This window comes from Mesorhizobium alhagi CCNWXJ12-2 (assembly GCF_000236565.1).
GTDB classification, from domain to species: domain Bacteria; phylum Pseudomonadota; class Alphaproteobacteria; order Rhizobiales; family Rhizobiaceae; genus Allomesorhizobium; species Allomesorhizobium alhagi.
In genome coordinates this window covers 1-22,516 of the sequence record NZ_AHAM01000097.1, presented here as the reverse complement: position 1 = coordinate 22,516, position 22,516 = coordinate 1, and the positions used below count along the sequence as shown (strand labels likewise).

Genomic DNA, 22,516 nt, shown 5'->3' with positions numbered 1-22,516 from the left:
TCATCCCTTCAAGCACCGCCAGATGGGGCCTCCTCTACGCTTACTTTCGAACAGCAGGCGCCCGGACGCTGAAACGCTAGAGCACCTCGATCGTCGCGCAGACGGTGGGCGAAATGCCCGCGATAACACCGCGCTGGCTTGCCGTGATTGCAACACCGGGCGGGGTTCTATCGATTGGCTCAGCTACACTACGCTGAAGCGCGGCGAGCACTATGGGAATTGAATGGCGTAAAAGGACGACTTAACTAATCACGCCAGGTGCTGGCCCATATGGAGTTGGGCAGTAACAAGAGTAACCAACGGGACCGGCCTGGTACATCTGGCACATGCCGGCTTGGCTACTGCAATAATGAGACATTCTCGGCTGTGATTGCTGAGACTGTCCACCCCCGCCAGGGTTGATAGTTATATTGGGTGAAATAGTCATTGCCCCTCCAGCAGGGTCACCCTCGACTGTTCGCCCTCCCTCGGCAACGCATCCACCAAGGGAGATCAGCACTGCACATAAGGTTGGCCAGACACGCATCAGATGGGTTCCTCGGCAGGAGATTCCGTAGGAGTCTCAACTGGATCCTGGCTTGGCGCGGGTGTTGGTTCGGCCGTCGCCGGTTTGGCTTCGGGTGGGGGGATTGCACCTTGCGTGCAGTTGGCGGTCTTCCCGGCACAGAAATTGCCAGGGCTGAGAGCGACTGAGCCTCCGCCTGGGTTTCCGATAGTGGTCTGCCCGCCGGTCGCGCACGCAGTTAGACTTATCACGAATGCCAAAACGAAAAAGTCGACTACTCGCCGCATTGAAGCCCCCCGAGCATCTATGAATTTTGATTAAGCCATGAACCCTTTTGCTTGTAAACTAATCTAATTGTTGGTGGTTAAAGAGGCTTTCTCTCCCTCAATCCACCGCGTCCAATTTTGTCAGCGCTAGAATGGCTGTCGGAGCGGTGAATCGGACCTTCGAGCGCCTTCTCCTTACCTGAACATCAAACAAAAAGCCCGCTGCGGGAGGAGGTGCAGCGGGCTTTTTGGTGCCCTCAGACGGGAGTCGGTCTATGAGAGCAGCAACTGCGGCATGCGACGCTGCGTGATCTGAGAAGCTAGCGCTTGGATTTTCGCCAACAGCCTTGCGTGATTCCGCGTAAGAACACGCAAGGGCTAAGGCGGTCAAAAGCGGGATTCGGTGTCTGTGTTCATTGTCGGCTCCTTATTGCCGTAACGGCGATTCTGCCAGATAGTTGCCGGTAGGGGAAACGGGGCGGCGGCAGATGAAGTATCCTCGCTGGATCGCGGTTGTTGTATTCGGCTCAATTCTGATTAGCGGGCCTACTCTCTCACAGCCCACCAAAAACCATCCAAGCCAACAGGAGCATCAGGCCCACAGCAGCCATGAGCACCCCAAAAATAGATGAGCACCGCGCGCCAGGGCGTATCACTACTCTGGCTCAAGTGTTCAATCAGAAACCCGCTGACCCACCCAATAGCCAGAACAATCAGCAGAAAGACGGGGATCGGAATCAAAATTCCTGGTGGCTGCTTGGTGATTTTCCCGCTCAAGCCATCATGGCGTGGATGGCGGTCATCGCCGTAATACTCACGGGGATTGGCCTCTACTTTCTTCGCCGAACGCTCGTCTATACTCGCGATGCAGCCGAGCATTCCAAGGGTATGCTCATTGAGGCCCAAAAAGTCACCGCGGCCGAGCTTGAGCCCTTCTTCACCATCGAAGTCAAAGAAGGGGACTACTTCAAGGACGGCATTTTCAACCCGTCCGAACTTAGCTTTCAAATCAAGAACCAAGGCCGATCGGTCGGCATAGTGCACACGATTTATCAATCTTGGCACACCTGCGACACTGGCAACTACCCCGAGATCGTTACCCCACCCGGCACTCACGCTAGCGAACATCGGGTGAAGCCGGTCCATATTCCTATCGGGGCGAGCGAACTCAGCCCCCCATTGAGGATGACGCCCAACGCCGTTCACAAACCGGACGAAGGCCAATCGGTTTACTTCTACGGTTATTTCCTGAGCAGGAACCTCGCCGGAGACGAGTTTGAGGACGTGTTCCTGTGGGTTTTCATACGCAAGAACTCCGACCTTGGCATGCACTTGGCCGTACCCAGACACAACGCCCAGCATTACAACTACCATCGAAAAAAGACGGCTTAGTGCCACAATCCGAATCGTTCTCACAGCATCACCGCCTTTTCGGCGGCAAAACCGCATACATGTTTGAAGGGGATACATCCGCGCGAAGATCGGTAGAACAAGTCCTCATTGAAGGAGGCGCTGCATGCATTAATCATCGCCGCCTTCGGCATTTCCTTTGCGTCCGCACATGGCGGCGGGCGTCATCTTTTGACTCCCCATCCACTTGACCGCCGAAGGCATTTGTTCCTATTTCGTTCTCATGCCGGAACAGCCACCACCGAAACGACCTAGTGCCTGGACACTCTCCAAAGCGCATGGCGCCGGACAGCTTGTCCGCGCGCGGTGCGGCCATTGCAACATCGCGCGGTATTACGTGCCGGCCGACATCCAGTGGTTAGCGGGCGATGTGCCTGCGGACGCAATTCGGATGCGCTGTGAGAGATGCGGCAATCGGGAATGGATGCGCGCCACGTTTGAAACGTTGTCAGCGGTCGAGCGCCAAGGGATCCGCGTCAGGCGGCTTGTCGACGTCAAGCTACGGCGGGTTCCGGTTTGGCGTGATGAGTAGAGAGCCGGCGTCGCGTTTGGGCGGGGTTGGGGGAGGGGCGCGACGCCGGATGTTCCGCCACGGAGGAACACACCAAGCACTTACCACCGACGTGGCTGAGAAATTAAGCCGCAGCGGTAGATTTTGGCTGAGCCAGTGGCAGGCAAGACACAGCAGAGGAATCTCTCCTGGAGCCGCTTGATTTTACCATTTGGTCATCGGCAAATATCGTCGCTGACCACTTTAGGGCGGGAGAAACCCGAGAGCGTTTGGCCTTTGCGTCCTTGGGGGGCGCGCACTGTCTGGACTGGCGCTGCCTCGGGATTGCGGGGTGGAGGTAGCGCCGGTCTGTTTCTCGGCGTGCATTGGGGACTCAACGAAAGGTCCGGAAGTCAGCCTCGCGCAGCCCGTCGAAAAGCGGGGAGGGAAAGCGGGGAAAATCTATAAAATCGGGAAAAGACGTTTAAAATCAACGCGCCTTGGCTCCCCGGGCCGGATTCGAACCAGCGACCAACCGGTTAACAGCCGGTTGCTCTACCACTGAGCTACCGGGGAACAGAGGCTCGCGTGAACGAGGGTGCCTATAGCAAACCAATTTCGGCTTTGCAAAGCGGCATTCGTTATTTTTTCGCGCGAATTTCGGCACTCTCTCTGTGGCATTGGAACGCAAGCGCCATCATATGATGCCGGCGGGCGCGATTGCGGCTGCGTCCGTCATGGAAATCATATAGCGCCGACCGGGAGAGCCGAAATCAGCAGTCATCGCCACATTCCCCGCCGCAAGATACCGCTTTTCGGGCGCGAGCTGGCGATGCCGCAATCGCGCAGGCTGCGCATCGCGATCGGCATGCTGCTGGTGATTCTCGGTATTCTGGGATTCCTGCCGGTGCTGGGCTTCTGGATGGTGCCCCTCGGCGTCCTGATCCTGTCTTACGAGTTCGCGACGGTGCGGCGGTTTCGCCGGCGCAGCGTGGTATGGTGGGAGCGGCGCCGCAAACGGCCGCCGAGCCAGTAAGCCTGCGCGCGGGAACAGCGGGCGCCGGATGCTCGCGCCGGCTGTTTTTTTAATCAGCAAAGGCGCTTGTCGCCCCGAATACCCTCTGTTAACAGAGCCAATCGTAGAACGCCGGCAGCGGCGAGGCCTCGTGGCGGAGTGGTTACGCAGAGGACTGCAAATCCTTGCACCCCGGTTCGATTCCGGGCGAGGCCTCCAACGCCGGTTTTACGACGCGCTATCCCCTTGAAATTCAAATGAAATGTTCTTGGGTGTGGCAGCTTGGACCTGAACCGTTCCCAAGCCATCCCGCAAGGTGTGGCAGGATGTTCCCGAAATGGCCGCCGCAGCAACCTTCAAATAGGTGTCCAGGCCCCACTCATTCATCGCCACGTTGACGGCTAGGATCACAAGCCGGCAATTGCCTTGCGTGTAGCCGAGGCCGCTCTCAATCCGGTCGATGCTGACGCGATAGGGAGCATCCTCCCTGGTCCAGACCGTCTCCATTGTAATGCCGGTAATCGCGCAGCGGTTTTCCTGGCGGGTCAGCTGCTCGAGCATCCAACCGGGCGTCAAATCAAAGCTGCGCTTCTTCTTCTTGGCCCTGTATGCCGCCTGATGCAGCGCTCTGTAGAGCGGATTTCGCTTCTTCCTCCGGGAGCCATCTACCTTCGCCGACACTGGCGGGCAGGCCTTCAAGCAGCGATCATAGACCTGCTGAAAGATGACCGGCTCGGCGTACGGGTCGGGCAGGCGAATGCGGCCGGCGGTGCTCTGTCGGAAATAGAAGCGCTCTTTCCCATGTCGCGACCGGTTCGTCTCGACAAAGCGCAGCGGCCAGTTTTCAAGAGGCGGCTTCATTCGGAGCCTCGGCCGTGTCGGCGCCAGCCTCTATGGCCTCGGGCAGCATGTTCCCGATTTCGCCCCAATCGATGCGGGCGACGGCCTGTCTGGCGAGCTTAGCCTGTTGTTTCTGACGGGTGTAGATCTTGGACGTCTTGCCGTCCTTCCAGCCGAAGAACCCGTCCAGCATGGAATCGGTCGCCTCGCTTTCCGACAGGGCGGTGGCGAGACCCTTGCGGACCGAATGCGCCGAGCAGTGCGGTAGGCTGGCCTGGCTGAACCATTCCGAAACCCGCTGGCCGAGCCCTTTCACCGAATAGGCATTGCCGTATTCGGTGATGAGATAATTCATGCCCTTGACCGGATGCCAGGCCAGCACCGCGTCCAGCACCGGGTGGATCGGCAGGACCAGCGTCACCGGCGAGCGGTTGCGGTTCTTGAACAGGCGCAGCGTGAACTGATCCGCGCGGCGATGCTGCGGCCCGAGCACCGCCAGATCGGAAACACGGATCCCGGTGTACATCAAGAGTACCAGCGCCAGCACTGCCTTCGAGCGGACGCCATGGTGGCGGATATATTGCTCGATTTCGTGGTCGCGCAGCGTGTGGTGGCCATCGCTCTGGCGCCGGAACGGTTCGACCAGGCGCGCAAAGTTCTGCGGCAGGATCCTTTCGGGCTTGCCGTCCTTGCCCGGCCGGGTCGTCTCGAACACCTGGCGCAGGATTTTCAGCCGCTCATCGGCCGCGAAGGGCGTTTCCTTCTTGCGGTCGCGCAAAACGGTGATGTTGGCGACGTCGAGGACCGTCAGCGGCATGTTGGCGAACAGGCGGTCGCCGCCGGGCTTGAGCGGCTCCAGCAGCATGGAATCGATGATGGCGCGACGCTTGGCCTGCGTCGTGTCGTCGAGCCTCCTGAACGGCTCGGACGCCTTGTAGAGGCTGCAGAGCCAGCGAAAGGTGTTCGGGGCAGGCGGGCCCTTCAAATCGTCTGGCGGGGCTTGCCTGTCGGCCGGCGCGCCGGTTTCGAGCTTCTTCCGCTTGGCCCAGTAGGCCGTCGAGAATTCTTCGGTGTCGGGATCGTCGGGCAGGCGGGCGAGGCGCACGCCGTCGACACGGAAATAATAGCGCATGCGGCCGTGCCTGGACCGGTTCTTCTCTATGAAGGGAAGGTCGATCGTCGCCATGCCGGCATCCTCAGCCTCGCGCCTGCCGAGCAGCTGAAGGGTCAAGCCTCGGCCCTCCATTCGTCGGGCGCCTCCGCGCCCGGCTGCTCGACGCCGTCAATAGGCCATTCCGACATCGCCGCGTCAATCTCGGTGATGCGCCAGAACATGCGCTTGTGCCAGCGGCGGGGCGGCGGCAGGCTGCCATCGGCCACCATGGCGTCGACCGTGTTGGGGCTGACGCCGAGCGCCAGCGCCACTTCGGCGCGGTTGAGGCCGAGCCGCGGCACGTTGGGCTGGCCGACCGCCTTCACGATTCGACCTCCTCGCAGATCGGCCTGTTGGCGATGTCGAGCAGAACTTCGGCGTGGCATGGCTTGCCGTCGAGCGCGCACCAGCAGGCGAGGTTTTTTCCGCGCAGCCGATCGATGCCGGCTATGACGCGCAGGCGCGCGGCCAGCAGCTCGCCGTGACGCACGCTCTTGCCGAGCGGGATCATGCCGGCGAGCAGCGCCTTGTAGAGGTCGACGCAATAGGCCCGGTCACCATCTTTGCCGACGATGAAGGGATTTCCCCAAACGCCCGGCCGGGCGACATTCACCGCCTCGAGGCCGTTGACCTGACGCGAGTGCGCTTGCAGGTCGAAGCCGGCGCGGCGGGAGAGGCGAAGGCGGACGGGTTTGGTCACTGCGGCTCTCCTCCTACTGTCTCACTGGCAAGGGAGCCCTTTGGAATGCTGACGCGAACCACTTCGATGCCCGCCGCCTTCAAATGCGCGGTTAGCCGTCCATATACTGCTGACTTCCGTTGATGGACACCACGGTCAAGGCATGCGGTGATGAGGCTATCAGTGATTTCGAGGCCGTTGCCGGGAGCGCCTATACCGTTGCGCGGGGCTTTCTCTAAGCCGTGGATATCGGCAAGCTTGTCCTGATAGCAGCGCCCGCCTTCGATCCACCAGCAGCCGTAACACGGTAGGTTGCTCCGTCCAGTCTGCTCAGCCATCGTCTTGTTCCTCCGCCTTTGGGCAATCGGCAGCGAAGCCGAAGAACGGATGGTCGATCAGGTCGCGCGCAACGGCCGTGCCGCAGACCTGGCACTCTTCCATGTGAGACATCAGCGTCTGGACGCAGCGGGTCTCGCCGCCCTTGCAGGCGCGCTTTTCATTCGCGTCTGTCGGGTGATGACCGGTCATGGCCGCACCGCTCGGTAAAGGTGGGTCGCGTAAGCGCCGACTGCTTTCCAGTAGACTGCCATCGGCCCCTTGTTGCGCCGCCAGCTCACCTGCGCTCTTGCGCGGGCATCGATCGAGAGATCGCGCAGGATGTCGGCAACGGCTTGGCGGGCCTCCGGCGGCAGCGACTTCAGTCGCTCGGCCGACGGCAACGCGAGAACAGGATTCCGCACCGATGGCTTGCTTGATCTTGCGGTCACAGCAGCGTGCCTTTCCTCGCCGACGGCGCGGCGCAATCGGGGCAGCTATGCTCCCACTCTCCGGCGACCTTCTGGACCTTCCAGCCGTGGGCCTTGGCCTCGGTGATCATGATGGTGAAGTCGTCGGCGTCGTAGACCTTGTGGGACGCGCCACAGTCGCAGACGAGCTGCTGCTTGCCGGAGTGACGCTCGATCATGGGTTCCTCCGGTCGAGGCCGCAGGCCTTGAGCGCGCGATAGAGCAGATCGTAGACGCCGCGCTGGGTGCGGTGGTGGCCTTGGGCCAACGCCGTGATCGTCTCCTCATCCTCGCCGGCCATGACGCCGTTGATGACGCCCTGTTCGGCGGTGAGCTTGCCCTTCTTCCACGCCGCATCGAGCGCGCCGGAAAAGGGCGGCGTCTTTTTCAGGATGACGGCGTAGTCGGCCGTGCCGTCGAGGTAGCAGGCGACGTTGGCGATCTCCATGATGCCGATCGTGCGCGCCTTGTCGGCATTGCCGCGCGGCAGCATTTCGAAGGTGACGCGGATCATGCCGGCACCTCGCCAACAAAAAGCATGACGGGCGGATGACCCGTTCCGACCACGCGCAGGATGACAGGCGCGCCGGCATTGATCGCCTCGATCTCCTTCGGCGTCGGAAACCATGCGGTTTCCATCGCCGGCGTTCCCACACCGCCGACAGTGCAGTTGATGACCACGTCGCGAAGCGGCAGGCCGATATAGCCTTGCGACTTGCCGAGCACGCGGGTGCAGCCCTCTATGCGTCCGATCTGCATCACGCGCCTCCATCCGGTATAGGCTTCGGCTCAGGAAGCGGCGCGCCGAGCGATTCCAATTCGGCAACCAGCGCATCCTTGTCGCGGCCGTAATGGATCAGGATGTCGAACGGCAGACCCATAGACGCGGCGGGCACGCGAACCGGCTCGCCGTTCATCAGCCGTTCGATGTTCCCGGCCTCAAGGCCGATGCCGACGACTTCCTGTCCCTTGAAATTGGCTTTCCAACGGATCATGGCCGCGCCTCCGGAAAGCCGTTGTGCTCGACACCGTCGAGCAGCCGGCCGGCGGCCTTCTTGCCGACTTCAAGCATTGCCACCATTTCGGGGTCGACCAGCCGTGCGGCGGGGAATTCAGGATCCCACTCTCGCACCCGGCCGTCCGGCAAAACCGTTATTGGCCTGTCACCTTCGACAAGCGCAAACTCACGCGCTGGCGCGAAGTTGCCCCACTGCTTAAACAGGAACGGGACGCCGGCAGCGGCGCACTGGTCGCGCACGCCGCGGAACCATGCGGGATGCGGCGGCCGATCGGCATTGCGGCCTGACATGCCGCCGGCAATCAGCCAGGCTTTCCGTCCGAGCTGTAGGAAGTCGGCCGGCAGGGTAAGGGCGCCGATCGCCGGCTCATAGGAGCAGAAGACGGTGTAGCCCATGGCAGCGATCTCCCGCATGGCGGGCCACCGTTCATCGAACTCGCGCTGCCGCTCGGCCGAGAAACCGAACCAGATGTTGAAAGGCCCGGCCCAGCCAGCGATCCCGCCGGCCCAGTCATAGAATGGGTATGCGCAGCCGGGCGGCGGATCGCCCATCGTGTCGAGCATGTCGGCAAAGAGGCGCGCGCGGCCTGCCTTGTGTGCGGCGCGTATCGCCTCGGGACCGCTGGCGAGCTTCGGTTCCCATTCGTCCGGCGTGCCGAGATCGTGCCAGAGTTTCAGGAATTCCAGCATCCGTTCCGGCCGCTTGGTGAGTAGCTGCAGGATGTGGCTGGAGCGCATGCCGATCTCGAACACCCGCATCGCGTAGCCGAGCGAACGCTCCTCGTGGAAGAGGTCGCTCATGTCGCCGACGAAGATCAGCGAGCGGGCGTTCGGGCCCATCACCGGGTTCTTCGCGCCACGCCAGCTCAGCGGGAAGGTCCAGACCGGATGATCTGTCGGCGCCGCCGTCAGGTGTCCGTTGAAGACCGGCTTGCCCTTAACCAGCGTCGTCGTGCCGGCATACAGAGGGTGATGCTTCAGGCGCGTGCCGGCGAGCTGCTGTGCGTAGCATGGCGCGCAACCGGCGGACTTGATCGAACATCCCCCGATCGGGTTCCAGGTTGCGTCGGTCCATTCGATTGCGGTGTTATCGCCCATTGGCCTGGCTCCTCGCCTTGCGCAGCATGTAGCCGACGCCGATTTCGCCCCGGATCGCGCCGGTCGCCTGCAGGCTCGCCATGTAGCGGTAGATCGTGCGAACCGAGACACATTCCTTCTCGGCGATCGCGCCGGCGGTCTTAACGCCGCCGTCGCCCATCGCATCGATGATGCGGCCCATGCGGGCCTTGCGTTTCGGCGACATCAGAACACCTGCTCGTCGTCGTCATCGTCATGCCGGTCCGGCGGCGCGATGTAGCGCTGCGCCGGCGCGTAGGGCTGGTTTGCCCGCAGCACGGTCGATTCGTCGGTAAGCGTCAGAGAGAAGATGGCCGGCCCGCCATACCATTGCGTCACCCAGGTCAGCGGCGGTTCCTCCGGCTTGCCCTCGGCGGCGTCGAAGAGCGTCCGCGGCGCCGTCGGCTTCGGAACGTCGATGCGCAGCATCTTGGCACCGAACCGCTCCTCCTCACGGATGCGGCCGTAGAGCTTGCGGTGGCCCATGATTTCGACGATCGCCCACTCGAAGGCATCGTCGGTCAGAGTGGCTTCGGTCGTGACGTCCATCAGAAATCTCCGATCCCAGTCGAAGGTTCTGGATCGTCGATGATGAACTTGGAGCCGCAGCAATAGGCCGCGAAAACCATCTTCTGGTAGGTATCCATGCCGCCCATTACGACGGTGGTCTTGGCGTCCTTGCGGTCGCAGACGAGGGAATAAATCGCGCCTTCGCCGGTGACGCTGATGCGAAGCGCGCAATCGTATTTCTTCACATCCGACGATGGATCCAGATAAATGGTCCAGTAGCCACTGACATGCTCGCTTTCTTCGAGAATGCACGTGGCGTAGGTGCCGTAGCGATCGTGCTTGTCGATGTCGTCGATCATGGCCTCGACCACGGCCGACAGCTTCACCTCCTTGGGCGCGATCGACAGGATGTCGTTCATCTCGGCCGCGAGGCGGTTGTTGACGAGCTCGCCGAGAACTTCATCCATCTTGGCGCGCAGCACGGCCATGACCATGTTGCCGTAGGCAGGCACGTCGATGCGGTCGCCGATGTTCAGCGACGCCGCAACGGCCTTCTCGATCTGCTTGCCGACGTCGCCATAGGACCGGAAGGCGCTGTCGACGGCCGAGCTGACACACTCGCCGATCTTCGCTTCGACCTTGGCGCGCAAGGCAGCCTCGGCGGTCTGCCGATGGACCTCCGCCACAATGAACTCGGCGATATTGGCGGGCACGGCCGCCGTAACGGGTTCAGTCATCATCTTCTCCTTTTGAACTCGCTCAGTCATTTGTAGTCAGCTTGAAGCCGCCGCAGGTGTTGACGGCGAGCACGATCCACATGGCGATCTGCTGGACCTGGTCGTCTGGCCGCTCGTTATTGACGTCGACCACGAAGACCGGTTCGCCGTCAGCATCGAAGACGACGCCCGGCTCGTCCTTGCTGACGCCAAGCGGCAGCTTGATCATCTGCTCGGCGAGCGCTGCGACGAACGCTTCGGTGGTTTGCGGGTTCTCTACGCGAAGGTCAGCCATCAGATCGCTCCCCAGCTGTAGCCGGCGGCGAAGGCGACGACGCCGAGCAGGATGATCGAGCCGAGCAGGACCTTCTCGACCCAGCCGTAGAGCGGGCCGGGGAGGGCGGCTTGCGAGAGCGCCTTCCACTCGCAGCTCTTCGCCATCTGCATGGTGCAGTGGCATTCCGGACCCATGGCGCAGGGCATCCCAGGCGCGATCTCGACATGATCCAATGGCCAGTGCACGTCGCCGGCATGGGGGCCATCGGCACGGTCCACCCGGAAGGCGGTTTCGCGCGTTGGTTCGAAAGCGCGCTCGCGGTGGAAGTCGACGAGGCGATCTAGCGGGCTCATTTTAGTCCTCCTTGCGAGCAGCGAGAGCGGTGCGTGCGCGGCGGGTTTCTCTGTCCGGCGCGTTCTGGCATGGGCAGTAGTCGTCAGAGCCTCGGCAGCCGCAGCGCTGGCCTTGGGCCTTCTTCTCGGCGCCCGACAGGCACGGCTCAACGGCATTTGACGTTCCGGAGAGGGCAGCGTCGCAAAGGTCGGCCGTCGATTGCGCCAGGTCGGGCGCGCTATTGCCGTACTGATAGGATCGGAGCGCATGGGATGCGGCCGTAAGCGCCTTCTTCATCTCGTCGAAGGTCCCTACAGACAGGACGGGCTTGGTTGATCCGAGGTCAGCAACCTTCGGCCCCCACACGAAGCAATCGCGCCACTGTGTTTCCAGAACGCCGGTAACCGCGACGGAAAGGGCTTCGTGTTCTTCGGGGTTGTCCTCCCAATCGACGATGTTCTTATTGACCTGGACGATCTCCCACGTATCGGAAGGCGTCAGTTCATCGCCTTCATGGGTGCCGTCAGCAGCAATGCGCCACTTCGCCCAATAGTATCCGGGCTTCAACGGCACGGTCGGCGTCTTTGCTTCGGTCATGACGGGCTGGCCTCCGCCAGAGCGGCTCGGCCCTTTTCGGTCAGCACATGCCAGGCCGTCCGCGGGCCGTCCTTCGGGCCGGGTACGTTGCGCGGCCTGCCTGGAGCGCCTGGCGCCTCTTGCGAGGTGTCGAGCAATCCCATTTCAGACAGAGCGCAGACGTCGCCGTCCCAGCTTCCTGGGTGGTCGGGCAGAGCCGGCTGCGGGTAGATACCGCCTTCGTCCGCGGCCTTCTTCAGCAGCATCCATTGCCGATCGGTGAGAACACCTTCCCGGGCGGTTTGAACCTGCTGTGGCGCTGGCGGGGAGGCAGGGACGAGACGATCAAGGTCTACATCGCCGACGCATCCCGAAACCTCCCACACCACCGCTGCGATGCCTTCTTCGTCTATGGAATCGATGACGCCATAGTCAGTGCATGAAACGCGGTCGCCTTCCTTGAGACTACCCCAGCCGCTCGCCGCGGGCTGGAGCGCTTCCCCTTGCGCTGAGAGGGCGGCTTTAATATCGCGCAACAGATAGGTTAGCGGCGTGTCGTAGTACCCATTGCTTTCCTTGTCGAACTCGTAGCTATCGCAGATAGCATCGGTAATCCGCTCGATCAGTAGGCAGTTTTCGGACTTGCTCATCGGTCTATCCTTTCCGCCCTTACTAGGGCGGGGCGGGCGGCGAGCCATGCGTATTCATCGGGCGGGCTAGCCAGCGATTCCGCGTGGGATTCGGCGCTATGGGGCCATTCGATCGGAGCAGCCCACATGCGGGCGTCTAATTGCTCGTGGAGCGGCTTGATGGTGCGATACTGCACCCACCATGAATTGAATGCGCTGGCCTGCCAAATTGCCTCAAGATAGCTCGCCACCGCGACCACATCGTCCGGGCCGATGATGTTGACGCACCAGAGGGTTGGTTTCGCTGCTTCGGTCATCTCGGCTCTCCCCGTATGCTTCATGTCTGTGAGGAACTCGGGGATCGCCTTCAGCGCTTCCACTAGTTTGGCCACGTCGCCGCCGATAGGCTGGGGCGCTCCCCCTTGCTCTTCGAGGGCGTCGGTCGCCAACCCCTTGATCATGTGGCGCACCATTGCCTCAGCCTGGATCGCGTCGAGCAGGTTGGTGCCGACCGGCTCGTGCTTCATGGGATAAGGCGTGTTCTCGTTGAACTCGCGCTTGAAGCTGATGCCACCATCCGGGCTGAAGTTTTCCGGCAGTTTCCAGCCAAGGAAGCGGCCAACCATGTGTTTGATCTGCTCGTCCAGCTTGCCGATAGGCTGGGACGCTGGAGGGGTGGCGTCTGATGGGATTGTGTCGTCATAGGTGAGAATGTCAGGCTTTGGGCCGTCGTTAAGCAGCCACTCCCACTCGGCAACTGAATATTCGACGCGGCCCTTGCTCTTGCTCTTGTACGGCGTGAGACTTTTGCCGTTGCGCTCAACGCTGACGTAATAGTCCGGGAAGCCTGAACTGTGCCTGTACTCCAACACGCGGCAGACAACCGGCCGCGGTGCGCGCTTAAGGGCGGTGATGGCTTCGCGGAGAGTCGCCAACCATTCATCCTCGCTGGGCGTTCTCGGTTGCTCGGCAAGATGATCGGCAACTTTGCTTAGCCTCTTCACCAGCTCGGCATGATCAGACGGAAGCCCAGTGGGTTCCTTTGCCGTTTGCCCCAACGCAGCTTGCAGATGATGAATGAGCCTTTCGGCCTCCATCGGCGTCATCTGTTGCTCGGCGTGGCTACACGGCCCCTCAAGGATGTAGCGGATAGCGATAGGGTTTTTGGCTGAACGCCAGGCTACTAGGAGGATTTCGTTCCCCACCTCGTTCGTGAAGATTTCGGCGTGCTGGCGCAGGAAGGCGTGCCGTTGGTGGGCCCATCCGTGAAGGTCCACGTCATCCAGCACCTTCGGGTCAAGCGCTTTGTCTGATTGGGTCATGACGGGCGGCCCTCCGCCTTGGCGATGGCGGCGTCAGCGGCGCGCAGAAGGGGGCCGACGATCTCGCATTCATCGCATTCCGGCGAGCTATAGGCGCGAGTTTCGGAGACGAAATCCCTTAGCACCGCCAGCATGTCGGGAGCGGCTGCGATCCGGCGCGCGTATTCCTCACTGAGGCTCGGGTAGACTATGATCTCGTCACCAGCCTCGACCATTGCCGGATCGTCGGTCTGGACGCCCCATTCGCCCTTAAACCCGGCGCTCTCGTATGCGGTCCAAGTTCCCGGCGTACGTTTCGCTGCTTCGGTCATGATGGGCGGGCCTCGGCGAGAACAGCGCGGCCCTCGTCAGTTGCGATACAGACCATGAAGATGCTCTCCATGGTCCACGCCAACCCTTTGCGGGTCAGGGAGCGCGCGACCTTCTTCCACTCCTGTCCCACAGGGACGCCCTTTCCCTCTGGGAGCCCGCAACACGCAGCCAAAAGACGCTTCTCTTGCGGGTTCAATTTCATTTTCGCGCTCAGGGCGGTGTGCTTGGCGGCTGCAGTTGTCATCTCGGGCTCTCCGGGTAGGATTGGGTTAGGAAAGGTCAGCCGCAGCGGCCTTTGAGCAAGCCAATTTCCTGCTTGTGATCGGCGCCGCCGACCATCGATCCGACCGGGAGGCCAACGAGGAAGACCCCGACCGCATCGTTGGTGGCGGTCGCGGCCTGGACCTTGGAGATCTCGGCCAGCCGAACACGGTCTTGCGAAGTGCAGGGGGCCGCGTTGGCAATCGGCTTGATCCGGTTCGGCGGGGTCGCGCAGCTCGCGACGGTGAGTGCGAGAGCGGAAATCAAAAGCGTAGTACGCATGGGAGTGTTTCCTTTCAGGGGGTTAGCAAGTCGGCACGGGCGCAGCGAACGACCGCATCGATGTCGTGGGACAGTGGGACCAGCGCCTCCAGTGCGGAGCGGGCGTGATCGTCGCCGCATGAGGAAATGCCTTGGCGGGCATAGCCAACCAGCATTTCGAACTCCCGCTCTTGCGCCGTGGAAATGAAGCAGGGGCGCTGACCGCGCGGCGCGGTACGTGCGCCGCTCATTGCAGCACCATGGCGAAGCCGGAAGCCATGATCGTGTACATGACGATGACGGCGAAGATGATTGAGGTGAGGGTGTCGCTGCAATTGATAGCCTGCACAGGGCCGGCCCACCGCTTGCGCGCGCCGTCGAATGTGCCAATATGCGGACAGAAGCGGGGCCGACCGATGGGGTCGACCGGCCCCGCATAACCCCTCGAACCCTTGAATTGACGAGGAGCTATCCCGATGGAGCTGCCAATATGGCGCGCAACAAATCCGCCGCGGACCACGCCACCGCCACCACCGTCGCCAAGCCCGCCAGCATTCCCACCGCCCTTCGACCCGGGCCGGAAAACGGAGGTGCCGTTCGCGCCCCCGCCCCCGCCACCGCCTCGGAGATAGCCGCGGACGATCCGGCTTACGGGCTGCGCTTCCATATCCGCGAAAACATTTCCTACCATGCCGCGCGAGAGCAGTTTCTGTCGCGGCTGAACCGCGTCCTCATTGGGCTGCAGGTGATGCTGGGAACCAGCGCCATTGCGGTGCTGGCGGAGAACCTGCCCGGCCTCGCCGTCGCCGTTCTCGGCGTGTCGGCTCTGTCCGGCGTGCTGCTTCTCGTGCTCGACCCGGCTGGCGCGGCACGCGAGCACAGGGTGTTTCGCGGCCGTTATCACGACCTGCTCGCCGATCTCGAGGAAGGGCCCTGCGACGAGATCCAGCTCAAGCGCGCCCGCGGGACCATGCAGCGCATCGCGTCGGGCGAACCGCCGGTCTACCGCGCGGTCCAGGCGCTCGCCTACAATGCGGCGGTCAACGCCACGCTGGCCGAGGAAGAGGCGCGCAAACACCGCTACAGGGTCCGCGGATGGCGCCGCCTGTTCGGCAACTGGTTCCCGATGCGCGGGATGCGACTGGCTAGGGAAATCGTTCGCCCCACGGGCTAGGCGGCTCATCCCGCGCCACCAAGCGTTCGGCACTGTCTGCGTCCCGTAACCGGCCGATCGCGCCAGGCGCTCGCCCTCGAATGAGCCGACATGGCGCATCAGCTTCTCTCCTCGTGCTGGAAAATGGGTCTGGATTTCTGAAACTGCCGCGACTGCAGCCGGGCATTACCGACAGGCCTGGGCCAGGTGCCATCCTGTTTACGGCGGCGCCGATCGGCCCTGGCGCGGTGATCAGCCTCGCTCGCCGACTTCTGCCGGTGCGGTGCTGTCAGGGCAGGGGCGAGATTACGCTCGCGGTTCTCGCCGCCCAGTGACAGCGGCTTGACGTGCTCGAGCTGCCACTTCTCGCCAGGCCTGATCTTGCGGCCGGTGATGTGGCAACGCTTGCCGGCGCGGGAAAAGACGCGGTCGCGGACCCATTGCGGGGGAACGCTGTCGGGCGTTGAGCCTAACCATTCGGACACGGAGCGCCCACCGTGGGGGTCGGAGATGCGGGGCATCTATGCGGCCTCGCAATTTGCAAGAGCAGCCTTGGCGGCATCAGGCGCGGTGTCGAATATCTCGACCTTGACCGGGCCTGTGCGGCCGTTACCGGTCATGACGCCGTGAAGGGCCTCACGATGGGCGGCGGAAAGGTTGCGCCACTTCTGGATGTCGTAGGAGCCGAAGAGAATGCCGCGCGGAGCATGAGCCTGCTCGCGACCGACCGAGAAGCCGGCTGCTTCGAGAAACGACCTGGCGCGATCCTCGGCTGCGAATTCGCGCGGGTCCTGGAAGGTGATGATGGTGCTCACTGGCGCCGCCTGCCGTCGCCGTCGCCCGTGCTTTGCGAGGCCCGCGTGTTCCATGCCTCTTCAGCTTCAGCCCAGCTGCCCCGCTCAGGGCCTTGCGCACCGCAAGTGCGGCAGCGGACATGAAACTTGCCGTCTAGGTCTTCGACCTTCAGACGCCTGGAAGCGTCGAAGGGACACGGTTCGCGTTTGACCGCCATGTGGGCCTCCTCATATGAAGAAGGCGCATCGTGCATAACGCACACTCACAAGTCAACAAAAATGTGCAATACGCACGCCAACTTTGAAAAAAACGTGCAGCGTGACGGATTAGTTGGACGTTTTTGCCGCGAGAAAAGTGATGTCGTCGATCATCTGGTTCACCGTCTCGGCCGACATTCTTGTGACGGTCGGCAGATGATCAGGGAACTGCTGCACGAATAGGCGGTCACCAGTACGCCGATCGACGATGACCGAAACCGTTTTCGGCCTTCTTGCCGTTCGGCATAGCTCGTTTACTGGGTTGGGCCCGCTATTGTTTGGCTCGGTTTGGCGGTAGAACATCAGCATTGCTGCCTGCCGGATCTCGGTATAGGCAGCTTCAATTCTATCGAAGGACACGGAAAGAGGTATGCTTCCTTGTGTGGTATGCAGCACGATCCGCGCATCGCTACCGTCTGGATGGACGACTGCCTGAACGCCTAAAAGTTCATGATCGTCCTGCTGATCTTCATCTCTTGCCTGTTTGATAGATTCGATGTCGACGGCTCCGCCGTCGCGCATTTCGCTCATGCCCTACGCCCTTTTTTTGTGCAGCCTCAAGCCGGCTGCAATAGCGCTTTCAGGGCCGCCCGAAATGCAAGTCACAATTTAGGCGAGCAGGTAGTTTTCAACGGTAAACGGCACGGAGGTTAACTAATCGTTACTGTTTCTTGCGGTCGTTCTTTTCACCGAGGCCGCTAGCTTCATATGCGGTCTCGATTTGCTGTTCTATACCCTCGGTGACGACTGCAGCAATATCAGGCCGCTCAAGCCAGAGTTCCTCGAGGCGGGGATCCTTGAACTTCCGCGCTTCGCCTGGCCCTTGGCCCTCGCCGGTGAGAAGCCATGCCTCGCTGACCTTGAATGCCTTTGCATACTTGGCGGCGGCGCGCCCAATGCCGCGCGTGCCGTTCTCGTGCTGATAATAGCTGTCTTTGTTCCAACCGAATCGCAGGGCTGCGGCTTTGGCAGTTCCGAATTTCGCCGCTTCGCGCGCGATCTGCAGCCGTTTTGCCGGTTCAGGACGATCATCATAAGCCATGATGTGCATAAAGCACGGAACCGGTGTGCGTTTCGCCTTGACAATGTGGTGTGCGTTATGCACGTTCCTGCCCATGGATCATAATCCTTTTGACGTAAGAGCGCTTCGCGACCGGATCGGATGGACGCAGGATCGGCTTGCCCGTTTCCTCGGGGTCGATCGTTCCAGCATCTCGCGGATGGAAAACGGACAGGCCTTGTCCGGCCCGGTCCGGCGCCTGCTCGCCTTGCTTACCGAGGCGGCCGACAACGGGACGGCGGATGCTTTATGTCCGGAACACCAGGTGGCAGCCGAATGAGCGCTGCTCCGTCTATGGGGAAACTCGCCATGCTGAAGCGCCTCTGTACGCGGCTGGCCGCGCTGGTCGTCAAAAAGCGCGCAGATCCGGCTTTCCGCGTCGAAACCTATTTCGAGGATGGGCGCTTTCAGTCGCGCGTTGTGGAGGTCAACACGTGATCTCCGGTCCTCACGCGTCATTGACGTATCTCCAAACGGGACTGGCCTCATGAGCGCCTCTCCCTTCACCGCCACAAGGAGCCTGCCATGCAGCGATCATCGGTTGCTCACTTTCTGCGCAATGGCGACCGGCGCGTCACCGGCCACAAACAGGACCTCGTCTCGCCAAGCTATGCCTGGCGCCGGGACAAGGAGCGGCACACGCGCGACGCCGCCTTCGCCGCGCGCAAGGCCGAGTTCGAAGGCCGTCGCGTCGCGCGGTTCAGAGACTGGCGCAAAAACGGCATTCTCGAAGGCATGCGTGCGCGCGGCCTCGACGACGTTGCCGACCACTACGAAGCCGAGATGGTCGGAATCGACTGAGAGACTACCAGCCCTTGTCCGGAAACAATTGCTCGTCCGGATGGATTGGCGCAGGCTGGACGGTGCGAACACGCGCGCCTTCGCCGAGTTCTTCGATCTGGCACGAAAGCGCCTCGTCGAGCTGGACGGCGACCTCCCACATACCGTCGGCGCGGTCGCGCCAGATGTCGCTTCGTTCCCGGTTCGCTTCGGCTTCGCGGCGGATGTCGTCCGCGGCCCGGGCAATGTGGTGCATAGCACGCTCGGGAAGCTCGGAGCATGCGGCGAGCAGCAACGCTTCCAGCGCCTGCAGCCTGCCGGCGAGATAGGCGGGCCGCAAGCGCGGCTCTTCGTTATCGAGCATGAGATCATTCCTTCCATGGGGTTTGGCGATTCCATGGAGGTTAGCCCGTTCCGTCCCCACGCGGAACGGGCATCCAATCTGGCGAGGGCCGCCGAATGAGCGTCGCTCCCTTCACCGGCCGGCTCGTGCCGCGTTTTCCATCCTGCCCACCTCCTCCCGGGCAGACCGCAGCCGCCACGGATGCACCTCCTCCCGCATCCGTGGCGGCGCCTTCCCATTCCTGTCCGCCCCAACCCCGCCCCGGGCAGGACGAAACCGCGCCGGGATTCGGTCACACGCTTGCCGGCGCGGTTTTCACATTGTCCAGCGATGCCCAGGACCTGGCCGATCTGCCGGAGTTCGAGCGTGCGCCAATCAATCGGTTCGCGCGAGGTGGCAAATGAAGACGTTACTGCCGCGTGGCATTTGGCGTCAGCGCCGCGATGAGGCGCATCGAGTAGTCGCGAAGAAAGTCGACCGAATCCGCCACCGCTTGCGACTGACCTGCGGTGGCGCTTTGCTTCGCCATGCGGAACGTCTCCTCGACGTGAAGCATGAGCGACTGGACGAATTCCTTGGGGTCGCCCGATCGAGCTGCGGTTGTAAGCAGAAGCTGTGTCTGGATTGCCTTGAGGACGCGATAGCGCGCGTAAAGTTCGCGAATATCCACGTCCCGGTCTGTCTCGGTCGTCATCTCGATAATCCTCCATCCACCTTTCCGGGATGGCGACACGTCGAACTCCCGGATTTCGGAAGCTACTGCACTCAATCAACGAAGAGCAAACAGGCATGCGGACCCCCGTGAGGACTTTCACGCCCGCACTTTGAGTCATCCACCGCTTTCCCACCACGGGAAACAACGTCGGGTTTTCCCGGCGTGGGAATTCTTTTGTCCAAAGGGATTTGACGATGTCCGACACGATGCCGAGCGCCTGGTTCTATCGCCTCAAGGCTGCGCAGCGCGACCTGATCGAGCGCACCGGCGGCATTGAGAGAGCTGCCGAAAAAGCGTTCGTCTCGAAAACGGAGATGGGCCGCTTCAACCATAATGACAGCCCAAACCTGATGCCGCTGGCCGTCGTGCTGATGCTGGAAGCCGACTGCCGATGCCCGCTGGTGACAGCGGCGATGGCCGAGCTGCATGGTCGGCGGCTTGCAGACCCCAGCGACACCGCCGAGGCGGCCAATGCCTGCATCATGGCCAGCCATGCCGAGGTTGTGGTGCAGGCCGGCGAGCTGATGGCTAAGGGCGCCATGGCCTTCGCCGATGGCAGGCTGACGCCGACCGAAGCCGCCGGCATTGACCGGCAAGCTGCCGCCCTGGAGCGCTCCGTCTCCGAGCTGCGCAAGGCCGCCGCCAGTGCGCGCGGCGGCGAAGGCCTTTCGCTGATCCATGGCGGCGCGAAGTAATGCTCGGCCACATCGCTTCCTCACGCGCGGAACGGCAGGAAACATTCTTCCGCTACTCGGTGAAGTGCGACCGGCTGACCGCAACGCGGATCGAAATCGCGGCGCGCAAGGCAGGTCTCACCGTCAACGCCTTCGTGCAACAGCACTTCGATACGATCCTCGACGCAAAGTCTGCGGCCCTTCGACAGGCTCAGGTTAAGGACGCCCCTCGCTTCGATCGCAAGCGCTTTGACGCGATCGGCTTTGCCCGGCGTCACAAGGTCTCCATTCCGGCAGCGCGGGTTTGGGCAGCGCTCGCTGGACGTGTCGATGCCGAGGGTCGGGGGCGGGCAACCCTCCTGCAGCTGGCGCGCGACGCGGATGTCGACGGCACCTATCCCGGCCTGCTCCTCAAGGCTCTGGCCGAGGCTGGCATGGTCGAGGTCATCGAACCGTCGCGTTCCGGCCGACCCGGCCTCTATCGCATCATCTGGGAGGATTAGGCGATGGCGGCAAACGACGTCTCCATCACGATCAAGGTTCCGCCGAAGGCGCATCAGCGCCTGCATGAGATCGGCAAGACCAAAGGCTACTCCGCCTCGGCTTACGCCCAGATGCTGTTCGACGCCGGCTTCGCCGCCCGCCTCGGACAGATGCGCGGGGATCCTGTCTCGGACGCCGAACTCGACGAGCAGGTGAAGCTGGTCTTCGCCTTGGCAGGGCAGGGCAACGCCGCCGCGATCTCCAAGGCAACCGGCGTCAAGGAAGTGCTGGTCACCAAGATTCTCAACGCATGGAAGAAGCAGGGGAAGCGCTCATGAACTGGCTTTCGCGAATATTCCAGCGCGCCGACGGGCTTGCCGACGCGTTCGACAGGCTGGACACCGAGATGGATGCGGCGCTGGCCCTGCCGGCGCCGACGCTGATCGAGGTCGAGCGCAGGAAATCCGATGAACTGATGGACGAGCTGCGCGGGCGCGAGATCGGGCTCGAAACGCAGATCGCCATGTTTCAGGAAGAACTGCGCCAGGTGCGCAAGGTTCTGAAAGCCGAGATCCTGCGGGCGCGGGAGCTGGACACTGACGGCAGCTATTCGCCGGAGCTGGACAATCTCGGCTCGCATGCCGTGGCGATCGAGACGAAGCGCCAGCGCGGCGACAAGCATTTCAGGAAGCCGGCGAAGGCTGAGCCAGTTCGTGAGGCGGCGGAATGAGCCTTGCGCTATCCCGCCGCTCATTCCTCGCCAGCGCCTCGGCTGCGGCCGTCGTCGCGACCATGCCTGCGGGCGGCGCAGCCTTGGCAGCGTCGCCCGCCTCCGCGCCGGCTGCCGTCTTGCCTGCTTTCGTTGTCGGAACGCCAGGCGAATATGACTGGCATGCATATGTCGCGGAAAATGCCGAGCAGGCTTTTCGGATGTGGGTCCAAGATCGCGGCGATGATGAATGCGAATTTGATCCCGAATTTGTCACGCGCATGCCGGCCTGGGACGGCCGCGACCCGGACACCATCCGGCCGGCTGACTGGCTGCGCGCCGATCTCGGCCATTGCTGCGAACGATGCGGTTACGAAACGCATTCGGATTCCGGTGCGCAGATCGTAGCTGGCGAAGTCGTCTGCGAAGAGTGCCTGACCTTCGCCGATCGGGTCTTGTGCGATCCCGAGGACGCGCTTGACGACCTGATCAACCGCATTGCCGACGAAGGCGAGGAGGATACTCGCGAATGGCTTGAGGGTGCTGGGCATTGGCGTCTGGCAGAGGCAGACCTCTGGCCAAAGGCCCTCGCAGCAGTCGCAGCCGGAGACGCTGCGTGATGGCGGCGGCGATGTCACCAGCCCTGCGGGATGCGCTGAAATGGCTCGCTGATCATGGCGGCGACGGCGTCTTCGCCGACAAGTCGCACCAGGTGCTCTACGCGCAGGGCGACAAGGCTCCCTTCATGAGGTCGACCTGGAACGCGCTCTGTCATCTCGGGCGCGTCGAATTCTACGGCAACCGGCGCTGCCGGATCGTTCCGCCGAGGTCGTTCTGATGCCGGCGAGACCCTTCAACCCCAATGACGACTTCGATGCGGTCGCGGAAAAGTTCCGTGTCCACATCGCTGACATGCTGCTCGCCGCGCGCGCAGCGCCGCGCTTCGCCAGGCTGGATTCGACCCGGCAACTCGAATGCTTCCTGTGCGGCGTCCTGACCGGCGTCGTCGGCTGCGCATTCGCCCACGTCACGCCGGAAGGCCGCGACGACATCATGGCCCTGCTGACGGAATA

At 62.4% G+C, this 22,516-nt stretch carries 44 protein-coding genes and 2 tRNA genes; 15 read left to right on the top strand and 31 right to left on the bottom strand.

All coding sequences use genetic code 11. The features are described from left to right. Window positions 1–22 precede the first annotated feature (22 nt). Together MAXJ12_RS35170 and MAXJ12_RS12450 are read left to right on the top strand one after the other, a co-directional pair. Window positions 23–223 (top strand): HNH endonuclease, encoded by a 201-nt coding sequence (locus MAXJ12_RS35170; RefSeq protein ID WP_085983936.1) that lies wholly within the window; start codon window positions 23–25, stop codon window positions 221–223. 1,157 nt (window positions 224–1,380) lie between these two features. After that, window positions 1,381–2,163, top strand: a complete 783-nt coding sequence (locus MAXJ12_RS12450) for a hypothetical protein (RefSeq protein ID WP_008836223.1) — start codon at window positions 1,381–1,383, stop codon at window positions 2,161–2,163. Between the two features lie 1,009 nt (window positions 2,164–3,172). Here the strand turns inward: MAXJ12_RS12450 and MAXJ12_RS12445 are convergent. Continuing rightward, window positions 3,173–3,247, bottom strand: a tRNA-Asn gene (locus MAXJ12_RS12445). Between the two features lie 214 nt (window positions 3,248–3,461). On the opposite strand from MAXJ12_RS12445, the gene MAXJ12_RS12440 reads away from it, so the two are divergent. Further along, entirely contained in the window at window positions 3,462–3,707 is a 246-nt protein-coding gene (locus MAXJ12_RS12440) for a PGPGW domain-containing protein (RefSeq protein WP_420492374.1), read from the top strand. Between the two features lie 124 nt (window positions 3,708–3,831). Next, window positions 3,832–3,905, top strand: a tRNA-Cys gene (locus MAXJ12_RS12435). 9 nt (window positions 3,906–3,914) lie between these two features. Here MAXJ12_RS12435 and MAXJ12_RS12430 read toward each other — a convergent pair. The 24 genes from MAXJ12_RS12430 to MAXJ12_RS36710 are packed head-to-tail and all read right to left on the bottom strand — an operon-like array spanning window position 3,915 to window position 14,725. Then, on the bottom strand, window positions 3,915–4,547 hold the full coding sequence (locus MAXJ12_RS12430; protein WP_008836220.1) for a hypothetical protein: 633 nt from the start codon (window positions 4,545–4,547) through the stop codon (window positions 3,915–3,917). Beyond that, window positions 4,531–5,757 (bottom strand): tyrosine-type recombinase/integrase, encoded by a 1,227-nt coding sequence (locus MAXJ12_RS12425; protein ID WP_157999631.1) that lies wholly within the window; start codon window positions 5,755–5,757, stop codon window positions 4,531–4,533. Before MAXJ12_RS12425 ends, MAXJ12_RS12430 begins: the two co-directional genes overlap by 17 nt. Further along, on the bottom strand, window positions 5,754–6,005 hold the full coding sequence (locus MAXJ12_RS12420; RefSeq protein WP_008836218.1) for a helix-turn-helix transcriptional regulator: 252 nt from the start codon (window positions 6,003–6,005) through the stop codon (window positions 5,754–5,756). The genes MAXJ12_RS12425 and MAXJ12_RS12420 overlap by 4 nt, the downstream gene beginning before the upstream one ends. After that, complete coding sequence (locus tag MAXJ12_RS12415; RefSeq protein ID WP_008836217.1) at window positions 6,002–6,379, bottom strand: DUF4326 domain-containing protein; 378 nt, start codon at window positions 6,377–6,379, stop codon at window positions 6,002–6,004. Before MAXJ12_RS12415 ends, MAXJ12_RS12420 begins: the two co-directional genes overlap by 4 nt. Then, entirely contained in the window at window positions 6,376–6,696 is a 321-nt protein-coding gene (locus MAXJ12_RS12410; RefSeq protein WP_008836216.1) for a hypothetical protein, read from the bottom strand. The genes MAXJ12_RS12415 and MAXJ12_RS12410 overlap by 4 nt, the downstream gene beginning before the upstream one ends. Further along, window positions 6,689–6,886: a hypothetical protein gene (locus MAXJ12_RS12405; RefSeq protein ID WP_008836215.1), complete on the bottom strand. Its 198-nt coding sequence runs from the start codon at window positions 6,884–6,886 to the stop codon at window positions 6,689–6,691. The genes MAXJ12_RS12410 and MAXJ12_RS12405 overlap by 8 nt, the downstream gene beginning before the upstream one ends. Continuing rightward, on the bottom strand, window positions 6,883–7,098 hold the full coding sequence (locus MAXJ12_RS12400) for a hypothetical protein (RefSeq protein ID WP_202946683.1): 216 nt from the start codon (window positions 7,096–7,098) through the stop codon (window positions 6,883–6,885). Before MAXJ12_RS12400 ends, MAXJ12_RS12405 begins: the two co-directional genes overlap by 4 nt. A 23-nt stretch (window positions 7,099–7,121) precedes the next feature. Next, window positions 7,122–7,322 (bottom strand): hypothetical protein, encoded by a 201-nt coding sequence (locus MAXJ12_RS12395; RefSeq protein ID WP_008836213.1) that lies wholly within the window; start codon window positions 7,320–7,322, stop codon window positions 7,122–7,124. Further along, window positions 7,319–7,657 carry a hypothetical protein gene (locus MAXJ12_RS12390; RefSeq protein WP_008836212.1) on the bottom strand — a complete coding sequence of 113 codons (339 nt, stop codon included), beginning with the start codon at window positions 7,655–7,657 and terminating at the stop codon, window positions 7,319–7,321. The genes MAXJ12_RS12395 and MAXJ12_RS12390 overlap by 4 nt, the downstream gene beginning before the upstream one ends. After that, window positions 7,654–7,902, bottom strand: a complete 249-nt coding sequence (locus tag MAXJ12_RS12385) for a hypothetical protein (protein WP_008836211.1) — start codon at window positions 7,900–7,902, stop codon at window positions 7,654–7,656. The genes MAXJ12_RS12390 and MAXJ12_RS12385 overlap by 4 nt, the downstream gene beginning before the upstream one ends. Continuing rightward, window positions 7,902–8,138 carry a hypothetical protein gene (locus tag MAXJ12_RS12380; RefSeq protein ID WP_008836210.1) on the bottom strand — a complete coding sequence of 79 codons (237 nt, stop codon included), beginning with the start codon at window positions 8,136–8,138 and terminating at the stop codon, window positions 7,902–7,904. The genes MAXJ12_RS12385 and MAXJ12_RS12380 overlap by 1 nt, the downstream gene beginning before the upstream one ends. Continuing rightward, window positions 8,135–9,259: a DUF5131 family protein gene (locus tag MAXJ12_RS34390; protein ID WP_008836209.1), complete on the bottom strand. Its 1,125-nt coding sequence runs from the start codon at window positions 9,257–9,259 to the stop codon at window positions 8,135–8,137. Before MAXJ12_RS34390 ends, MAXJ12_RS12380 begins: the two co-directional genes overlap by 4 nt. Beyond that, on the bottom strand, window positions 9,249–9,464 hold the full coding sequence (locus MAXJ12_RS12370) for an HTH domain-containing protein (RefSeq protein ID WP_008836208.1): 216 nt from the start codon (window positions 9,462–9,464) through the stop codon (window positions 9,249–9,251). Before MAXJ12_RS12370 ends, MAXJ12_RS34390 begins: the two co-directional genes overlap by 11 nt. Next, complete coding sequence (locus MAXJ12_RS12365) at window positions 9,464–9,826, bottom strand: hypothetical protein (RefSeq protein WP_008836207.1); 363 nt, start codon at window positions 9,824–9,826, stop codon at window positions 9,464–9,466. The genes MAXJ12_RS12370 and MAXJ12_RS12365 overlap by 1 nt, the downstream gene beginning before the upstream one ends. Then, window positions 9,826–10,524 (bottom strand): hypothetical protein, encoded by a 699-nt coding sequence (locus MAXJ12_RS12360; RefSeq protein WP_040586055.1) that lies wholly within the window; start codon window positions 10,522–10,524, stop codon window positions 9,826–9,828. The genes MAXJ12_RS12365 and MAXJ12_RS12360 overlap by 1 nt, the downstream gene beginning before the upstream one ends. Window positions 10,525–10,546: 22 nt before the next feature. Further along, a complete protein-coding gene (locus MAXJ12_RS12355; protein ID WP_008836205.1) occupies window positions 10,547–10,798 on the bottom strand; it encodes a hypothetical protein in 252 nt (83 codons plus the stop codon). Further along, window positions 10,798–11,133, bottom strand: a complete 336-nt coding sequence (locus tag MAXJ12_RS12350) for a hypothetical protein (RefSeq protein WP_040586053.1) — start codon at window positions 11,131–11,133, stop codon at window positions 10,798–10,800. The genes MAXJ12_RS12355 and MAXJ12_RS12350 overlap by 1 nt, the downstream gene beginning before the upstream one ends. Window position 11,134: 1 nt before the next feature. Further along, window positions 11,135–11,710, bottom strand: a complete 576-nt coding sequence (locus MAXJ12_RS12345; protein ID WP_008836203.1) for a hypothetical protein — start codon at window positions 11,708–11,710, stop codon at window positions 11,135–11,137. Beyond that, window positions 11,707–12,339 carry a hypothetical protein gene (locus tag MAXJ12_RS12340; RefSeq protein ID WP_008836202.1) on the bottom strand — a complete coding sequence of 211 codons (633 nt, stop codon included), beginning with the start codon at window positions 12,337–12,339 and terminating at the stop codon, window positions 11,707–11,709. Before MAXJ12_RS12340 ends, MAXJ12_RS12345 begins: the two co-directional genes overlap by 4 nt. After that, entirely contained in the window at window positions 12,336–13,640 is a 1,305-nt protein-coding gene (locus MAXJ12_RS38200; RefSeq protein ID WP_008836201.1) for a hypothetical protein, read from the bottom strand. Before MAXJ12_RS38200 ends, MAXJ12_RS12340 begins: the two co-directional genes overlap by 4 nt. After that, window positions 13,637–13,951, bottom strand: a complete 315-nt coding sequence (locus MAXJ12_RS12325; protein WP_008836200.1) for a hypothetical protein — start codon at window positions 13,949–13,951, stop codon at window positions 13,637–13,639. The genes MAXJ12_RS38200 and MAXJ12_RS12325 overlap by 4 nt, the downstream gene beginning before the upstream one ends. Continuing rightward, window positions 13,948–14,196: a hypothetical protein gene (locus MAXJ12_RS12320; RefSeq protein ID WP_008836199.1), complete on the bottom strand. Its 249-nt coding sequence runs from the start codon at window positions 14,194–14,196 to the stop codon at window positions 13,948–13,950. The genes MAXJ12_RS12325 and MAXJ12_RS12320 overlap by 4 nt, the downstream gene beginning before the upstream one ends. A 35-nt stretch (window positions 14,197–14,231) precedes the next feature. Next, entirely contained in the window at window positions 14,232–14,495 is a 264-nt protein-coding gene (locus MAXJ12_RS12315) for a hypothetical protein (RefSeq protein ID WP_008836198.1), read from the bottom strand. Between the two features lie 14 nt (window positions 14,496–14,509). After that, the gene (locus MAXJ12_RS36710) at window positions 14,510–14,725 is read right to left on the bottom strand and encodes a hypothetical protein (RefSeq protein WP_139043876.1); all 216 of its coding nucleotides are present in this window, start codon (window positions 14,723–14,725) and stop codon (window positions 14,510–14,512) included. A 239-nt stretch (window positions 14,726–14,964) separates the two neighbouring features. On the opposite strand from MAXJ12_RS36710, the gene MAXJ12_RS37615 reads away from it, so the two are divergent. Next, the gene (locus tag MAXJ12_RS37615) at window positions 14,965–15,648 is read left to right on the top strand and encodes a hypothetical protein (protein WP_008836195.1); all 684 of its coding nucleotides are present in this window, start codon (window positions 14,965–14,967) and stop codon (window positions 15,646–15,648) included. A gap of 98 nt (window positions 15,649–15,746) precedes the next feature. Here MAXJ12_RS37615 and MAXJ12_RS12305 read toward each other — a convergent pair whose 3' ends face one another. The 4 genes from MAXJ12_RS12305 to MAXJ12_RS38195 form a co-directional block, all read right to left on the bottom strand. Then, window positions 15,747–16,148: an HNH endonuclease gene (locus tag MAXJ12_RS12305; RefSeq protein ID WP_008836194.1), complete on the bottom strand. Its 402-nt coding sequence runs from the start codon at window positions 16,146–16,148 to the stop codon at window positions 15,747–15,749. Beyond that, a complete protein-coding gene (locus MAXJ12_RS12300; RefSeq protein ID WP_139043875.1) occupies window positions 16,149–16,442 on the bottom strand; it encodes a hypothetical protein in 294 nt (97 codons plus the stop codon). A 306-nt stretch (window positions 16,443–16,748) separates the two neighbouring features. Then, complete coding sequence (locus tag MAXJ12_RS12295; protein WP_008836192.1) at window positions 16,749–17,210, bottom strand: hypothetical protein; 462 nt, start codon at window positions 17,208–17,210, stop codon at window positions 16,749–16,751. Window positions 17,211–17,340: 130 nt separating this feature from the next. Beyond that, the gene (locus MAXJ12_RS38195) at window positions 17,341–17,796 is read right to left on the bottom strand and encodes a hypothetical protein (RefSeq protein ID WP_193364353.1); all 456 of its coding nucleotides are present in this window, start codon (window positions 17,794–17,796) and stop codon (window positions 17,341–17,343) included. Here MAXJ12_RS38195 and MAXJ12_RS40000 point away from each other — a divergent pair. The 3 genes from MAXJ12_RS40000 to MAXJ12_RS12280 all read left to right on the top strand — a co-directional run bounded on the left by MAXJ12_RS40000 (window position 17,720) and on the right by MAXJ12_RS12280 (window position 18,540). Then, a complete protein-coding gene (locus MAXJ12_RS40000) occupies window positions 17,720–18,019 on the top strand; it encodes a helix-turn-helix domain-containing protein (RefSeq protein WP_085983933.1) in 300 nt (99 codons plus the stop codon). The two genes, MAXJ12_RS38195 and MAXJ12_RS40000, sit on opposite strands and share 77 nt — an antisense overlap. 29 nt (window positions 18,020–18,048) lie before the next feature. Continuing rightward, window positions 18,049–18,177, top strand: coding sequence for a hypothetical protein (locus MAXJ12_RS39620; protein WP_008836189.1), 129 nt, complete (start codon window positions 18,049–18,051; stop codon window positions 18,175–18,177). Between the two features lie 87 nt (window positions 18,178–18,264). Then, window positions 18,265–18,540, top strand: coding sequence for a hypothetical protein (locus MAXJ12_RS12280; protein WP_008836188.1), 276 nt, complete (start codon window positions 18,265–18,267; stop codon window positions 18,538–18,540). A 4-nt stretch (window positions 18,541–18,544) separates the two neighbouring features. Here MAXJ12_RS12280 and MAXJ12_RS12275 read toward each other — a convergent pair whose 3' ends face one another. Next, complete coding sequence (locus MAXJ12_RS12275) at window positions 18,545–18,883, bottom strand: hypothetical protein (protein ID WP_008836187.1); 339 nt, start codon at window positions 18,881–18,883, stop codon at window positions 18,545–18,547. A gap of 388 nt (window positions 18,884–19,271) precedes the next feature. Continuing rightward, window positions 19,272–19,556, bottom strand: a complete 285-nt coding sequence (locus MAXJ12_RS12270; protein WP_008836186.1) for a hypothetical protein — start codon at window positions 19,554–19,556, stop codon at window positions 19,272–19,274. 215 nt (window positions 19,557–19,771) lie between these two features. Here MAXJ12_RS12270 and MAXJ12_RS12265 point away from each other — a divergent pair, with 215 nt between their 5' ends. From MAXJ12_RS12265 to MAXJ12_RS12235, 7 genes are all read left to right on the top strand, one after another. Beyond that, a complete protein-coding gene (locus tag MAXJ12_RS12265; protein WP_008836185.1) occupies window positions 19,772–20,272 on the top strand; it encodes a phage regulatory CII family protein in 501 nt (166 codons plus the stop codon). Continuing rightward, a complete protein-coding gene (locus MAXJ12_RS12260) occupies window positions 20,272–20,754 on the top strand; it encodes a hypothetical protein (RefSeq protein ID WP_008836184.1) in 483 nt (160 codons plus the stop codon). Before MAXJ12_RS12265 ends, MAXJ12_RS12260 begins: the two co-directional genes overlap by 1 nt. A 3-nt stretch (window positions 20,755–20,757) precedes the next feature. Continuing rightward, window positions 20,758–21,072, top strand: a complete 315-nt coding sequence (locus tag MAXJ12_RS12255; protein ID WP_008836183.1) for a hypothetical protein — start codon at window positions 20,758–20,760, stop codon at window positions 21,070–21,072. Beyond that, on the top strand, window positions 21,069–21,464 hold the full coding sequence (locus MAXJ12_RS12250; protein ID WP_008836182.1) for a hypothetical protein: 396 nt from the start codon (window positions 21,069–21,071) through the stop codon (window positions 21,462–21,464). The genes MAXJ12_RS12255 and MAXJ12_RS12250 overlap by 4 nt, the downstream gene beginning before the upstream one ends. Next, window positions 21,461–22,063 carry a hypothetical protein gene (locus MAXJ12_RS12245; RefSeq protein WP_008836181.1) on the top strand — a complete coding sequence of 201 codons (603 nt, stop codon included), beginning with the start codon at window positions 21,461–21,463 and terminating at the stop codon, window positions 22,061–22,063. Before MAXJ12_RS12250 ends, MAXJ12_RS12245 begins: the two co-directional genes overlap by 4 nt. After that, complete coding sequence (locus MAXJ12_RS12240; RefSeq protein ID WP_008836180.1) at window positions 22,063–22,281, top strand: hypothetical protein; 219 nt, start codon at window positions 22,063–22,065, stop codon at window positions 22,279–22,281. Before MAXJ12_RS12245 ends, MAXJ12_RS12240 begins: the two co-directional genes overlap by 1 nt. Continuing rightward, on the top strand, window positions 22,281–22,516 hold a 236-nt coding region (locus tag MAXJ12_RS12235; RefSeq protein WP_008836179.1), incomplete at its 3' end, for a hypothetical protein. The genes MAXJ12_RS12240 and MAXJ12_RS12235, both read left to right, overlap by 1 nt.